The 14,521-nt window shown below is 71.3% G+C and carries 11 protein-coding genes; 2 read left to right on the forward strand and 9 right to left on the reverse strand.

From position 1 onward, the window contains the following. Positions 1–28: 28 nt before the first annotated feature. The 9 genes from D1409_RS22220 to D1409_RS22260 form a co-directional block, all read right to left on the reverse strand. A complete protein-coding gene (locus tag D1409_RS22220) occupies positions 29–1,015 on the reverse strand; it encodes a spondin domain-containing protein (RefSeq protein ID WP_123539160.1) in 987 nt (328 codons plus the stop codon). Between the two features lie 135 nt (positions 1,016–1,150). Continuing rightward, positions 1,151–2,374, reverse strand: a complete 1,224-nt coding sequence (locus tag D1409_RS22225; protein WP_123539161.1) for a lactate racemase domain-containing protein — start codon at positions 2,372–2,374, stop codon at positions 1,151–1,153. Between the two features lie 77 nt (positions 2,375–2,451). After that, entirely contained in the window at positions 2,452–3,300 is an 849-nt protein-coding gene (locus D1409_RS22230) for a phosphatase PAP2 family protein (RefSeq protein ID WP_164471852.1), read from the reverse strand. A 237-nt stretch (positions 3,301–3,537) separates the two neighbouring features. Then, positions 3,538–6,243: an AAA domain-containing protein gene (locus tag D1409_RS22235; protein WP_123539163.1), complete on the reverse strand. Its 2,706-nt coding sequence runs from the start codon at positions 6,241–6,243 to the stop codon at positions 3,538–3,540. Between the two features lie 101 nt (positions 6,244–6,344). Beyond that, the gene (locus D1409_RS22240) at positions 6,345–7,406 is read right to left on the reverse strand and encodes an AAA family ATPase (protein WP_235853687.1); all 1,062 of its coding nucleotides are present in this window, start codon (positions 7,404–7,406) and stop codon (positions 6,345–6,347) included. 68 nt (positions 7,407–7,474) lie between these two features. Next, complete coding sequence (locus D1409_RS22245) at positions 7,475–8,902, reverse strand: glycosyl transferase (protein WP_123539164.1); 1,428 nt, start codon at positions 8,900–8,902, stop codon at positions 7,475–7,477. After that, entirely contained in the window at positions 8,902–10,212 is a 1,311-nt protein-coding gene (locus D1409_RS22250; protein ID WP_123539165.1) for a DUF58 domain-containing protein, read from the reverse strand. Before D1409_RS22250 ends, D1409_RS22245 begins: the two co-directional genes overlap by 1 nt. Continuing rightward, positions 10,205–11,059 carry a DUF7269 family protein gene (locus tag D1409_RS22255; protein ID WP_123539166.1) on the reverse strand — a complete coding sequence of 285 codons (855 nt, stop codon included), beginning with the start codon at positions 11,057–11,059 and terminating at the stop codon, positions 10,205–10,207. Before D1409_RS22255 ends, D1409_RS22250 begins: the two co-directional genes overlap by 8 nt. Beyond that, complete coding sequence (locus D1409_RS22260; RefSeq protein ID WP_164471853.1) at positions 11,056–13,338, reverse strand: hypothetical protein; 2,283 nt, start codon at positions 13,336–13,338, stop codon at positions 11,056–11,058. Before D1409_RS22260 ends, D1409_RS22255 begins: the two co-directional genes overlap by 4 nt. Before the next feature lie 218 nt (positions 13,339–13,556). Here D1409_RS22260 and D1409_RS22265 point away from each other — a divergent pair, with 218 nt between their 5' ends. Continuing rightward, the gene (locus D1409_RS22265; RefSeq protein WP_123539168.1) at positions 13,557–14,108 is read left to right on the forward strand and encodes a hypothetical protein; all 552 of its coding nucleotides are present in this window, start codon (positions 13,557–13,559) and stop codon (positions 14,106–14,108) included. Further along, positions 14,105–14,521 (forward strand): nuclear transport factor 2 family protein, encoded by a 417-nt coding sequence (locus tag D1409_RS22270; RefSeq protein WP_123539169.1) that lies wholly within the window; start codon positions 14,105–14,107, stop codon positions 14,519–14,521. Before D1409_RS22265 ends, D1409_RS22270 begins: the two co-directional genes overlap by 4 nt.

A 14,521-nucleotide genomic window follows, 5' to 3' on the forward strand; every position in this document is an offset into this window, starting at 1 on the left:
GCGAGGGGCCGCGCCGACCGCGTCCGTCTCACATCGAGGTGACGGTGACCTCGATCACGTCGGCGGTGTCGGGGTAGGAGTGCATGTCGTCGACGTCGTTGATGCGGCGGATCGTCGCCATCTCCTCCGGGCCGGTGTCGGGGCCGTCCTGTCTGGGGGCCTGGTCCGCGCCGACGCCGGGCTCCTGGTTCTCCTCGGTGCCGGCGTCCCAGAGGACGAGTTCGTCGGTCACGTCGCCGTCGACGGGCTCGCCGTCCTCGTACAGCGAGACGCCGCTGGGTTCGGGCGCGTAGAACAGGTCGTTGGACTGGACGAACATCGTGGCGAGCGTCAGACTGTGGTCGTGTCCGGCCTCGACTTCGAACGAGTAGCTCTCGCCGGGCGTCAGCGGGGCGGCCTCGCTCCCACCGTCCGGCGTCGCGACGGCACCGGCGGTGTCCACGCCGTCCGCCATCTCGACCTCGGACGCGAACGCGTCGGGCGACCCGTCCTCGGCGAGTGATTCGAGGCCGTCGCTGGCGCCCCCTCCCGCAGCGAACGCCGTCACGTCGTCCGTGTGGACGGCGTAGGCCGTCGGCGAGAGCGGCACCGCCAGGTCGTCGCCCTCCGAGGTGGTGAGCGTCCCGGGCTCGGAGACGTTGGTGACCGTCACCTCGAAGGTGTGCACGGACGTCATCCCGTCGTCGGTCTCGTCCATGCCGTCGTCCATCGAGTCCGTCTCCTCTCCCGTTCCGTCGTCCATCCCGCCGTCCGTCTCGTCCATGCCGTCACCGCCCATGTCGTCGGTTTCGTCCATCCCGTCGGCCATCGAATCGGTCTCGGACATACCGTCGTCCGTATCGCCGCTCATCGCGTCCGTCTCGGTCGTCCCGTCGTTCATGCCCGCGTCGTCCATCTCGTCGGTCTCTTCGCCCCCGCCGTCTCCGCCGTCGTTCAGACAGCCAGCGACGGCTGCGACGGCGATGCTGGCGGCGGTCCCGCGGAGAAAGGCGCGTCGGTCTCTGTCGTCTGTCATGGTGACGTCCGAGGCGGCGCCCGGAGCCCTGTTAAGCGATTTTCGAACTCCCCTCCGAGGGCCGGCAAACTCCGTTCGAACCGCGTTCGAGGTCCGTTCGAACTCCGTTCAAAATTCGACCTCACCCCGCCCCGCTCAGACCAGTAACGTGTCGAGCGCGTCGGGGACGACGAGCACCTCGCTCCCCGGTTCGACGGCCTCCGCGACCGATTCTCGGGCGTGCATCAGACACTCCTCGACCACCTCGGGGTGCTCGCTGTTCGTGACGAACACGTCGTGGTCGCGGAGGACGCGGGCGACGACGAACGCCCGCTGGGCGCCGGGGTCGTACCCCTCGCGCATCGCCTCGTAGAGCGCGTCGGCGCTCTCGGCCGTCGAGAGCCACTCGTAGAAGCGCTGCTCGCCGGTTCCGTCACCGGCACCCTCCGGGAGCGCCGCCGGAATCACGATTCGACCGCCGTCCCGGAGCGGGTTGTGCGCGCCGAGCGCGACGTAGGTCGCCGCCCGCGTCGTCTGGTAGAGGTTGGCGTCCTTCGGCGCGCCGACGCCCGCGACGACCGCGTCGTAGCCGTCTTCGACCGGTGTCGCGAGGGCGTCCCGGGCGGTGTCGGCGAGGTCGCGAACCACCGCCCGGGGGTCGCCCGCCGCCGCGCCGAGGATGCCGCTGGGCCCGTGGGTGACGTTGAGCGAGTACTCGACGCCGACGAGGTCGCCCGCCTCGTCGAGGAACTCGCGGAACGGGTTGTCGTCGACCCGCCCGAGGCGGACGCCCTCCCGGCCCAGCAGCGCCGGGCCGTGGGAGTAGCCGATCTGCGACTCGCCGCCCGCGCCGATAACGACCGTCTTCGCGCCCCCGGAGAAGCCGGCGTACTGGTGAGGCTCGACCATCCCCGTCGCGAGGACGGTGTCCACCTTCGCGAGCGTCTCGTTGATCTCGATCGGCGTTCCCTCGACCGTCCCGACCTCGACGGTCGCGTCGGGATCGTGATTCACGGCCAGATCCGCGTGTTCGCCGAGCGCGCGCTCTATCTCGTCGTCGCTCATCGGCCGGTGGAGGCCGAGGCCGAGGATCACGGTCACCTGTTCGCGGACGACGCCTGCCGACCGCAGTTCGTCGAGCAGCACGTCGAGCAACACGTCGTCGGGCGTCGCGCGGGTCACGTCGGTGACGACGATTCCGACGGTGTCGTCGGGGTCGACGCGGCGGGCGAGTCGCGGGCCGTGCGGGTCGGCGACGGCCGCTTTGGCCGCGGCGCGCACGTCGACTGGCTCGCCGCCCGGCGGTCGACAGACGGTCACCTCGCACTCCGGGAGCGAGACGGAGACGGTCCCGTCGCCCAGCGGGAGGTCGACTGACATGGAACGGGATTGGGCGCGCCGGCCCGAGAGCCTACCGGTCGCCGGCGTTCGACGGCTGTCGACGAGGGGACGGACGGTCAGTCGGACGCGCTCACGCTGTCGAACTCGGGGACTCGGCCGACCAGCGACGGGAGCGCGATGATCCCGAACGCGAGCGCGACGTTCACCACGGCGGCGGCGAGCAGCACGGTCTCGACCGCTTCGGCGGCTATCAGCGCGACGCCGACGAACGCGACGCCGGCGACGTTGACGATGGTCCGCTCCACTCGCGACCGGAACCGGTCCGAACTCGAATGCCAGAGCGCCGCGGCGAAGCCGCCCAGACTCCCGCCCAGCGCGAGCGCGGCGTCCCCCGTGTCGGTCGTCACGAGCACCGCGGGGACCGAGAGGACCACCGCGAGTCCGAAGACGACCGCCGGCCCCCGTTCCAGTGCGACGGCGAGCACGCCCAGCATCACGAGTCCGACGGCGTACCCCGCGAGGATGTCCCCGAGGTAGTGAACGCCGAGGACGACCCGCGAGAGGCCGATGGCCGCGACCAGCGCGCCCACGCCGACGACGGCTCTGGCGTCGCGGACCCGGTCGAACGCGATCAACGCGCCGCCGTAGACGGTCGTCGCCGCGATGGCGTGCCCGCTCGGGAACCCGACGGGACTGGGCTCGACCGGGTAGCGCTGGACGGCGGCCGGCGGCCGCGGCAGGTCGAACCAGTACTTCAGGGCGAGCGTCACCGCTACCGCGACGAACGCCACGCTGATGACCGCGAGCAACTCGCGCCGCCGTCGGTGGTCGTTCCAGTAGGCCAGCGACAACCCGATCATCAGGAACTTCGCGCTCCCGAGCGCGGTTATCACCCAGAACACCGGGACCAGCTCGGCCGGGACGACCTCCCGGAACACCTCGCTCGCCTCGACCAGCCGGATCATATCGTAGCACCACCGCTGCATCGGCTTATATTTTCGCACACCACTACGAGGCGAAGCCCGACGAACCTAGTCATAAACGCTCGCCACGGAGTGAAAGTGAAACGGTCCACAACTAGATATAAATCTCCGCCACACGGTGAAAGTGGAGCGACGACTCACTAGTGAAAAGTGATAGCCACGGGGTGAAAGTGGAACGACGCGGACGACGGCCGCTACCGTCGCGTCGGGCGATTCGCCTCAGCGGGCCCATTCGACCATGCGGCCGTAGGTGTCGTCGGTGGCCAGCGCCTCGGCGTCGCCGACGAGGACGAGGGCCTTCTTCGCCCGCGTCAGGGCGACGTTGACGCGGCGGTAGTCCTCGAAGATGGGGCTGTCGAGCGACCCGGTCGCGACGAAGGAGATGACGATGACCTCCTTGCTGGAGCCCTGGAATCGGTCGACGGTGTCGACGGTCACGCCCTCGGGGACGTGCTTGCCGATCTCGGCGACCTGTGCCCTGAACGGGGCGATGACGCCGATGTCGGCGGCGTCGACGCCCGCGTCGCGGTAGGCCTGCACGGTCTCGGCGACCGTGGCCGCCTCCGTCGGATTCGTGTTCCCGTCGGCGTGGCCGTCCGGGTCGACGAACGAGACCCTGTCGCGGAGGTGGTCCGGCAGGACGTCCACGTCGACGTCCGGGAGCTGTCGGAGGTGCTGCCCGGCCACCTCGCCCGTTGCGGGTCTGAGCTGGCCGTCGTAGAACTCGCGGGAGGCGAACGCCTGGATGTGCTGGGCCATGCGGTACTGGCGGTCGAGCATCACCGACGCGTCGGGATAGCGCTCGATGAGTCGCTGGAACAGCGACCGCGAGAGCGCCGCCCCCGGTTCCGGCGTGTCGTCGGGACCGCCGCCCGTGTCGGGCTCCGGCTCGTCGGCCTGGACGACCGGCGGGAGTTGCTGGTGGTCGCCGACGAGGACGAACCGCTCGGCGAGGTTCGTCGCCGCGAGCGTCCCGGGCTCGGTCAGCTGCCCCGCCTCGTCGACCACTGCCACGTCGAAGTCCTGTTCGCGCATGATGCGCGAGCCGCAGGTGGCCGTGGTGGCCGCGACGACCTGTGCGTCACGCAGTTCCGCGACTCGCTCGTCCGGGTCGCCGGCGCGTTCGAGCCGATACGGTCGCATGTCCTCGCGGACGCCGCTCTCGGTGCCGACGCGGACGAACTCCTCGAAGCCCTGGTCGACCAGCGCCTCGAGCGCGTTGTCGACCGCGCGGTTGGTGAACGCCGAGAGCAGGACGCGCTCGCCGCGCTCGACGAGCGCTTGCACGACGTGTGCCAATGTATACGTCTTCCCGGTGCCCGGCGGGCCGTGGATCAGCGCGCAGTCCTCACAGCCGACCGACAGCGTCACGGCCTCGTTCTGGGCGTCGTTGTTCGGGACGAACGTCTCCTCGACGGCTTCGAACTCGGGCTCTCGGCGGCCGAACAGCACGTCCTTCTCCGCTTGCGACTGCGTGAGGATGGCGTCGTGGAGCGCCGTGAGCATCCGGTCGGTCGATATCTCCGAGGGGTAGACGTCGACGCGGCGCAGTTCGACCGGTTCGTCCGCGGTGACGACGACCTCCTCGCCGAGCCGTTCGACGCGGGCGAGTTCCGCCTCGCCGCGGATCGGGTCGCCGTCGCTCGCGAGCACCAGGTCGCCCTCGCGGATCTTCGAGACGGCGCCGGTCCCGCGTGCGCGCATCTCCCAGTCGCCGTCGTCGAGTTCGCGCTGTCCCGTGGGTTCGAGGCCGACGAGAGCGCGGTCGTCGTCGGCCCGTTCCTCGGGCGTCTGCTCCCAGAGCTTCGCGTACTCGCGGTGCACGGCGCGGCGCTCGCGCTCGATGGACTGGTACACTCGGTCGAAGTACTCGCGCTCCTCGTCGGGGACCGGCGACCCGACCACGCCGGCCTTGGACTCTTGGCCCAGTCTGCCGGAGACGGCCATGCACGTGTCCTGCTCGAAGCAGTACTCGCACTTCGCGTCGGCCTCGTAGCCGGTCGGCACGCTCGCGTCGTACTCCATCGCGGCGAGCGCGTTGCGCGTCCGCAGGACGAACTTCAGGAACCCGGACCCGATGGAGAACTCCTTGGCCGGGGAGAGGTCGCCGCTCTCCTCGGTGCGCTCGACGGCCGCGTTCTTGGTGTAGAGGAGGGTCCCGGTGTCCGGTGGCTCGCCCCGGCGCTCGCCGAGGATGAGCGCGTAGCAGGTCGCCTGCACCTTGTCGTGGAACCGCGGTTCGCGCCTGGTGTTCTTCCCCGTCTTCAGTTCGACGGGCATCCCGCGCCGGACGGCGTCGGCCCGCCCCTTCAGCCCGTACGTCTCGCTGACGAGCGTCATCTCCGAGCGCCACTCGTCTTCGTCGGTGAGGGTCCCCTGCTGGAGCCACCCCTCGATGGCCGAGGCGTTCTGTCGCACTTCCTCGCGGACCTCGTCGGCGCTCCGACCGAGCATGCCGAGTTCGAGGCCGGCCTCTTCGACCCGTTCGTCGATGGACTCCTCGAGATCGCGGCCCCGGAGGAGGTCGCCGAACACCTCGTGGACGATGGTCCCCTTGACGACCGGGTAGGCGTTGGGCACGCCGCCGATCTTGTTGAGGTAGTACATCCGCGGGCACTGCACCCACGAGCGCACGTCCGTCACGTCGACGAGGAAGTCCGGTTCGACGACGACCATCGAGTCGCCGGTCGTCGAGAACTGCGTCTCGCCGCGGTACTCCCGCTCTTCGGGCTCGGTCACGGCGAGTTCCATCCCGGGCTCGAGATACGTCGCCGTCTCCGTCCACTTCCCCCAGAGGGTGACGGTGGTCGGTTCGCCCCCGCCCCGGTCGGGCCGGAGGCTGACCTCGACGAGTTCGCTCTCGCCGTACTCCGTCGAGACGGTCTTCGGCTCGCTCACGTCGACGGCGACGCCGCGCAGTGTCACGCTCAGTGTTCGGGCGTGGGGCGGGAAAAACGCTGTCGATCGTCAGGGGACCGTCACGCGCTCCCGACACGGCCGGTCCGGTCGGCCCGGTCCGTGGTCGGTCAGCCCCAGCTCGCGGGGTCGTCCGGGTCGAGTTCGGTCTCCCGTGTCGTGACGCCGCTCCGGCCGCCGCTCCCGCCCGGGTCCGGCGCCTCTGGGGAGACGGCGGGCACGTCGACCGCCGAGAGCGCGTCGGAGACGATGGCTTCCGGGTCGACGCCTTCCACGGTCGCCTCGGTCGTGAGCACGAGTCGGTGCGCCATCGTCGCGCGAGCGAGCCGTTTCACGTCGTCCGGCGTCGCGTAGTCGCGGCCGGCGACGACCGCGCCCGCCCGGACCGCCTCGAAGACCCGCTGGACCCCCCGCGGCGACACGCCGATGTCGGCCCGGTCGTCCTCGCGGGTCTCCCGCGCGATGTCGATGATGTAGCGTCGGACCTTGTCGTCGACGCGCACCTCCTCGGCGAGATTCTGCAGGGACAGCACCGTCATCGGCCCGACGACGGGGTCGACGCTCGGTGCGAGCGACCGCCGCTCCGCCCGGCGGTCGAGCAGCCCCATCTCGCCGTCGACGTCCGGGTACCCCATCGACGTCTTCACGCTGAACCTGTCGCGCTGGGCTTCGGGGAGCCGGAACGTCCCCTCCTGTTCGACGGGGTTCTGCGTCGCGATCACGACGAACGGTTCCGGCAGGTCGTGGGTCGTCCCGTCGACGCTGACCTGCCGTTCCTCCATCGCCTCCAGCAACGCGGCCTGGGTCTTCGGCGGTGCCCGGTTGATCTCGTCGGCGAGGACGACGTTCGTGAAGACGGGTCCCTCCGCGAACTCGAACTCGCGCTCGTGTTCGTTGTAGACGTTCGACCCGGTCACGTCGGCGGGGAGCAGGTCGGGGGTGAACTGCACGCGCGTGAAGCCGAGGCCCAGCGACTCGGCGAGGACGCGCGCGAGCACCGTCTTGCCGGTCCCGGGCACGTCCTCGACGAGCACGTGTCCGCGGGCTATGACGGCCGCGAGCGTCTCGAACAGCACCGGTCGCTCGACGACGACGGCCTCCTCGACGCACTCGACCACGTCGAGACACACCTCCGTCGCCTCCTCGACGGTCAACTCTCCCGTATCGGCCATGCGCGGTTCGTGTAACGCCATCAATATGAATCTGTACGTTCGCGAGGAGGTCCGCGACACCGACACGCCTACCCGCGGATCAGCGCACCGAGCAGGAGCGCGCCGATAACGGCGGCGGTCATCGCGGCGGTGTGGCCGATCCCGCTGGTCGTCGCTCTGGCAGCCAGAAGCGCCGTCGCGCCGAGCACGGTGACGACACCGATCCCGACGGCGAAGACGGCGTGGGTCAGTTCGATCCGCCTCGTCTCGGGGCGATGGCCCAGTTCGGCGGTCACACCCAGTCCGAACGAGCCGACGTCCCAGACGGCGAGCGCGCCCGCCACGCAGCCGAACACGAGCGGCGCCGGGAGGCCGACCGAGTCGGCGCCGATACCCGTGACGACGAGGCCGGCGGCCGCGAGGGCCGGACCGCCCGCCCCTTCGGGTACCAGCCCCGCGCGGAGGGCCACGAGCGCAGCCCCGAACACGACGAAGACGACCAGCGGAGCCACCAGCACGCCCCCGACCACGAGTACCGAGTCGAACAGCGCTGACTCGTTCGCCTCCGGGACGACGGCGAGGCAGAGGACGGCGACGTATCCGCCGCCTGCGATCCCGGCCGCCGCGGTGCGAGTCCTGGTCTCGTCGAACTGTCGAGTCGTCTGTCTGACCCCGGCGGCGACGACTGTCACGAGGAGCGCCAGCCCACCGACTGCCAGCAGGGCGCCGAGTACGGACGCCGACGAGAGCGCGTCGACGGCGGCGACTACACCGGGGACCTGCCGGAGGGACAGCGAGGGAGTCGCGAGGACCGCCAGCGAGAGGACCGCGGTCCCGGCGGCGACCGCCGCCGACAGGCTGAGGGCGCGTTTCGCGCGTCCGAGGCGGGCTCGTACCGGTCTCCGGCGGTCGCGCGGGGTCAGCTGTACCACCGGCAGCGCAGGGAGCACCAGCCTGACGACGCCGAGAACGACGGCGAAGGCGGCAAGCAGGCCGACTGCAGTGGCCGACGGCGTCTGTGCGTCGAGGACGAGGGTGGCGAGCGTCCAGCACAGGTACAGCGCTCCGACGACGACCCCGCCGCCCAGCGCCCAGACGAGCCCGAACACGTAGGAGAGCACTCCCTGTGCGAGCGCAGACTCGACGACGGCGGCGTCGGCGACGTCCGCCCAGGCGCTCGCAATTCCGAGGAAGGCGAGCGCGAACCCGGCGGCCAGCGGACTCCTGTCGCCGGGGACCGTCGCCACGAGCACGCCGAGGAGGACCGCCCCGGGGAGGAAACAGAGGTGACCTACGACCTTCTGGCCGAGCCCATCGCGGTCGAGCATGGCGACACCCGCCGCCGTCGTGCCGACGACGAGCGCGATCCCGCCGAGAACGCTCGCTCTGCCGGTGAGAACGGCGGTCGCGAGCGCCAACCCGACGACCGTCACCGCGGCGACGCCGAGGGACGTCTCCCGGGCCCGCCCCTCGTCGCCGACGGCCGACGGTCTGTCGAGCCGAGGGCCGAACGGCATCAGCGACCACCTCCGCTGGGACTCGCTCTGGCCGACTGGCGCGCCTCGATCTCGAGGGCGTACTCCAGCGCGAGCGCGAGCGCCGTCCCGCGGCGCCAGTCGATCGTGTGCGCACCGGACGACTGACACCGGACGAGCCGCGTCCGCCGACGAACTGCCTCTAGCTGTCCGCCGACCGTCGTCCCGGTGACCACGTCGGGGGAGAGGACGACCCGCGCTCGCTCCAGGGCCCCCCACGACGTGACCGCGTCGACCGGTTCGTCGTCGAGCAGGGGTGAGACGAGGACGAGTTGCGAGTTGGCGCCGGCCACCTCGGCCACCTTCCGGAACTGGAGGGCCGGGTCGACGTCGCTCGGCACGTCCACGTCGACGGCGTGTTCGATCCGGGCTTTCAGTCGGGAGCGGTGGTTCGACCCGGCCCGCGGCGGGATCCAGTCGAGTCCGGCCGGGCCGGTCGTGTCCCGGCCGATCACGGCCAGTCCCACGTCGTGACCGATCCGCATCAGCGCCGTCGCGGTCCGAACGGCGGCGTACGCCGAGCGCTCGACCGCGGTGGGCCGGCCGGGACCGGCGGCAACCCGACACCGCTCGCGGACGTCGAGGACGACTACGACCGACGCAGAGACCCAGCGCTCGTAGTTGACGGTCGCGAGTTCGCCCCGCTGGGCGTAGCCGCGCCAGTCGATCCTGTCCGCGGCGTCACCGTGTCGGTACTCCCGCGTGGAGTGAAACTGCACGCCGCGACCGGGCCGGTCGCTCGTGAGCTGTCCGACGAAGTCGTCGCCGTGGTCGCCCAGCGGCGGCGCCCCGGAGTCGAGGCGACAGGCCAACCGGTCGTCCCCGTCGGTCGCGAGGTCCATCGTCGCGACCATCCCCGCGCCGCTCGGGCGAAGACGGGCACGCGGCTGTTCGAAGTCGTAGTCGCCGCGGCGGGCGACCACGGTGTACTCGATCGCACAGGTCTCGCCGGGGTCGAGCGCCACGCCGGCGCGCGGCGACCCGTCGACGACCTGTAGCTCGTCGGGGACGCTATCGACGATCCGGAGGTCCGTCAGCGTCCGGTCGCCCTCGTTGGTCGCGGCGAGCGAGACCGTCACCGGTTGCCCGGGGGCGACCGGCGTCGGGTCGACGGTCCGACGCACCGAGAGCGCCGACGGCGAATCGACCGTCGAGAGCATACCGTGCGTGACGTAGACGAGCGGGATGGCCGCGGCCAGCAACAGCGTCGCGCTCCGGTTCCAGAGACCCGCCACAGCGAGCACGGCCGTCGCCGCGACGGCCCCGCGCCACCGCGCCCGTCGTCTACGCATCCGCCCACACCCCGTCGAAGAGGTCGTCCTCGGAGTCCTCGCCGTCGCTGTCGTCCCCGCCGTCGGCGGATTCGTCGCCGGTTCGGCCCGTGGTGCCGGTGTACCCCTCGCCGTCGCGGCCGGGGGCGGGCGCGGCGCTGGCGGGCTGGAGCGTCCCGTCGACCGTCCGCTGGAGACTGCCGATCGCCGGTTCGAGCGTCGGGGCAGTCCGGGGCGCCCGCTGGCCGGGGACCGGCGGCAGTCGCTCGTCGGCCATCGCTTCGATGGCGGCGACGGTTCGAGCGGTCTCTCTGCGGACGGTTCGTTCGGGGAACAGCCAGGTGGGGACCCGTTCGCGCACCGACGAGCGCGGTCGCTGGACGCGCTCGTCGACGACCGCCGCGGCGACGGGGTCGTCGGTCCACGACCCGTTCGCGAGCGCGTCTTCCACCGCGTCGGGCTCCGTCCCGCTCGCGACGAGCACCCGTTCGACGACCGCCGCGAGCGCCGGTCGGACGACGATGAACCCGTCTTCGACGGTCTCCGCCCCGCGTGCTCGGTCGCAGGCCTCGTCGAGGAGCGCCGCGAGTTCGTCGCCAGTCACGTCGGCCGGTTCGGTCGTCTCCTCCGGCCGCCCCGCGACGAGCGCGCCCTCCTCCGTCCACGGCGGCGGTTCGACCGTCTCCCGGTCCGGTGCCGGTCCGTAGAGCTTCGCGAGCGCGAGGGCGACGCCGGCGAGCGCGACGAGAACCGCGCCCTCGCCCGCCCCGGTGGCGGTCACGGGCGTCAGCACGACTGCGAGCGCGAGCGCCGCGCCGATGGCGAGGACGCCGAACGTGATCACGAGCACCAGGAGGACCGGATTCACGGCTTCCCACCCCACTCCCGCTCGATCGTGTCGAACGCGTCCCGCGCCTCGTCGGCCCGCTCGGTCGACGCGCGGCCGCCGTACTCGACTTCCCTGAACGCCTCGGTCAGGACGCGCACCGGCCGCTCGGGGTAGCCGCGTTCGATCGCCGTCTCGGACACCTCCGCCGGCGTCGACTGGCGCCAGCTGTTCGGCCGGACCCAGCGTGCGAACCGCCGCCAGACTGCCCGGATCGTGCGTTCTTTCGGCCCCTCGTCCTCGCTGTTGGACCGCTCTTCGGCGGGTTCGCTCCTGTTTCGGGACACCGTCCGCCCGCTCGCGCTCCCGCTCGATTCGCTCGACTCGCTCGCGACGGCGATCCACTGCATCCAGACGTAGCCGCCGCCGGCTAGCACGACGAGCGAGACGACGAACCCGAGCGCGCCGTAGCGGTCGGTGACCCAGCCGACTGCGGCGAACACTGCGACGATCGCCGCGCCCCGACGGAGCGAGAGTCCCTCGACGATGGCGGACACTGTCCGGCTCACACGTTCCCGGAGTCGATCCCACGACCGGCCGAGGAACCCCCGCATCCGGCCCGGGACCGCTGCGACCCTCGCGACCAGCCATCGGGCGGGGACGGCGAGCCAGTCGAGCACGGTGACACACAGGTCGGCGACTCGCAGCGGCGTCCGTCCGAGGGACGCGGTGAGTGCGCGGAGGCGTTCGGCGAGCGAGGCGCCCTCTTCCCCCACTGCGTCACGGTTCCGAACGGCGCCCGCGACGAGGACGACCGCTCCGACTTCGGCCGCGCCGACTCGTTCGCCGACGACGAGACCGCAGAAGACGGCGGCGAGGGCGATCCACCACGTCGCCACGCGCCGCCCCGCCCCCCGACCGCGAGCGCGTGTCGCAGCGGCGACGGCGACGACACCGACGACGAGCAGGAGCGCCCCGACCGCTATCGTCTGTGCGTACGCGGTCCACAGCGGGACGGTCGCCGTCCGCCCGTCGGTCTGGACCGTGACGGTGCCGCGGGGGTCGGCCGGGAGCGCCATCCCGACGCGTCCCCGTTCGTCGGTCGAACCCAGACGTACCCCGTCGAGGGAGACGCTGGCGTTCGAGACCCGCTGGTCGCCGACGGACGCGGTGACGACCGCGGGTTCGCCCGGGAACGGCAGTCCCTCCTGCGGGACCACCTCCGTCTGGAGGCGCCACACCTCGATGGTGGTCGCGCCGGCGAACTCTCCGCGCTCGACGGTGATCGTCAGTCGCTCCCGGTCGATATCGCTCGGTATCGTGAGTTCGTACTGCCCACCGGACGTGGTCCGCCCGACGCGCTCGTCGTCGACGCTGACCGTCGCCCGGCGCATCTCGACGCCGTCGACCGCAGCGGTGACCGTCACAGTCTCGCCGGGTCTGGGCTCGCCGTCGACGGCGACTTCGACCGACCCGCGGACCTCGTAGGACGCGGTCTCGTTGTCGTCGGCTCCGTTCTGTGCGGACCGTTCGGACGAGAGTTCACCGCGATCGACGCTGAAGCGACCGATATCGGCGTCCAGCGACGAGACGAGCGGGTCCGGTTCGACGGACTCGCCGGGACGGGTCTCGCCGTCGTCGGACCGCAGTCGAACGAACCGGCAGTCGGCATCGGGGACCCGGACGGTCACGTCCATCTCGCGAGTGTACGGCGCGCGTCCCGAGACCCGACCGTCCTCGTCGGTCCGACCGACGGAGCGGTCTCCGAACCAGACGGGCACGTCGGGAACGGGTTCGAGGTCGTTCCAGACCCGGACTCGCACGGTCGCCCCCGGGACCGCCCTGTCCTCGAGGACGACGATACACCCCAGTTCGTCCGGTTCCGGCGCGTCCAGAACCGGAACTCCGTCGCCCTCGTCGTCTCCCTCCCGGTCGCCGCTCTCGTCGCTCTCGTCGCTTTCGCCGCCGTTCCCGTCGCCCTCCTCGCCCGCCGTTTCGCTCTCGTCGCCTCCGTCGTCGCGTCCGTCTTCGTCACTCCCGTCGTCGCTGACGTCGGTCTCGCCCCCGGTGTTCTCGTCCCCGGCACCGGAGTCGACGCTGTCACCGCTTCCGCCGCCACTTCCCACTGCGACGTCGCCGGCGTTCTGGACGCCGTCACCGACCCCACCACCGGGACCGCCCCCTGCGCCGTCGGACGTCGCGGGCGCGACGAACGCGGCGACGACCAGTCCGAGGAGGCAGAGCGCGACGAGCGCCATCTGGCTCCGGTTCGCAGCAGGCGCTCTCTCTGCTCCCGCCCCCGTTCCGTCTGTCTCTGGCACTGTGTTCCCCCTCGTGCGACCCCGGCATCGGTTCGGACACCGGGCAGTTGTCATCCTGTCACGCGCCATGGACTATCAAATGATGGGTTCGGACTCCGTCCCCACGGCAGAGAGCGAGCGGAACGAGACCCGATCGGTCGGGGAGGAGCGGCCGACGGGGCGCGGGATCCGCCGGAACCGATGGGTTCATTCCCCGCCCCGACCAAGCCGCGACCGACATGCGCGTCCGCGACTGGGAAGACATCCTGGAAGACGTCGTGGAGAGCGACGCCGACCCCGGCGGCTGGCGCGCGGTCGGCGGCGACCGCGCGAACGGTATCGGGGAGGACCTCTACTTCGGACACCCCGGAGTCGGGGTGTTCCAGGTCAAGACGTACGCGAAGAACCCCTACGAGGTCCAGGGGGTCGGCGCCGAGGTAGCCCGGAAGATCGACGACGACCTCGACCCGCTGTTCCCCGAAGAGCCGGGCGACGGCGGGATGTTCGGCGTCCAGCAGCCGATGGAGGACGAGGAGGAGGCCGAGGACGCGGCCTCGCGTCTCGAAGGCGTCGTGCAGGCCCACGCCGACGCGCCGACGACGCCCGACGCCCTCTTCGAGGACGTGATGGACGCCCTCGAATCCCCGGCCTACGGTCCGATGGAGTACGACCAGTACGGCCGGCCCGAGTCCGTCGAGGACCTGGCGGACACGTTCGAGGAGGCCGAGGAACTGCTCGACTCCGAACTGGACGACCTCGTGGACGAGACCGTCGACCGGGGCTTCCAGTGACGGGCGCTACCGACCGGGTCCGGGAGTACTACGGCGCCCTCCGGGCCGGCGAGCCGCTCGCCCCCTTCTTCGCACCGGTCGACGACCTCGTCAAGTTCGGGGTATCCGAGCGGCTCGTCGGCTACGAGGCGGTCGCCGACGGCCTCCGCGACCAGACGGAGACGACCACCGACTGGGCCGTGGAGAGCCACGACCTGCGAGTCACCGAGCGCGAGCGACACGCCTGGTTCTCCGACCGCGTCTCGCTCTCGTGGACCGACACCGACCGGCGGATCCGCTTCGAGTTCGAGACGCGCTGGAGCGGGACGCTGGAACTGCGCGACGAGGACGAAGTGGCGGACCCCGAGTCCGACGACGGCGCAGGCACGTGGCAGTTCGTCGGCATGCACGTCAGCGCAGCGAGGGAGATCTGA

The sequence above is a fragment of the Halosimplex salinum genome, from assembly GCF_003730195.1.
GTDB classification, from domain to species: Archaea; Halobacteriota; Halobacteria; order Halobacteriales; family Haloarculaceae; genus Halosimplex; species Halosimplex salinum.

Bases quoted from the DNA above. Each gene is read 5' to 3' on its own strand.
- D1409_RS22220 (WP_123539160.1), bottom strand. From the start codon at position 1,015: ATGACAGACGACAGAGACCGACGCGCCTTTCTCCGCGGGACCGCCGCC.
- D1409_RS22225 (WP_123539161.1), bottom strand. From the start codon at position 2,374: ATGTCAGTCGACCTCCCGCTGGGCGACGGGACCGTCTCCGTCTCGCTC.
- D1409_RS22230 (WP_164471852.1), bottom strand. From the start codon at position 3,300: ATGATCCGGCTGGTCGAGGCGAGCGAGGTGTTCCGGGAGGTCGTCCCG.
- D1409_RS22240 (WP_235853687.1), bottom strand. From the start codon at position 7,406: ATGGCCGATACGGGAGAGTTGACCGTCGAGGAGGCGACGGAGGTGTGT.
- D1409_RS22245 (WP_123539164.1), bottom strand. From the start codon at position 8,902: ATGCCGTTCGGCCCTCGGCTCGACAGACCGTCGGCCGTCGGCGACGAG.
- D1409_RS22250 (WP_123539165.1), bottom strand. From the start codon at position 10,212: ATGCGTAGACGACGGGCGCGGTGGCGCGGGGCCGTCGCGGCGACGGCC.
- D1409_RS22265 (WP_123539168.1), top strand. From the start codon at position 13,557: ATGCGCGTCCGCGACTGGGAAGACATCCTGGAAGACGTCGTGGAGAGC.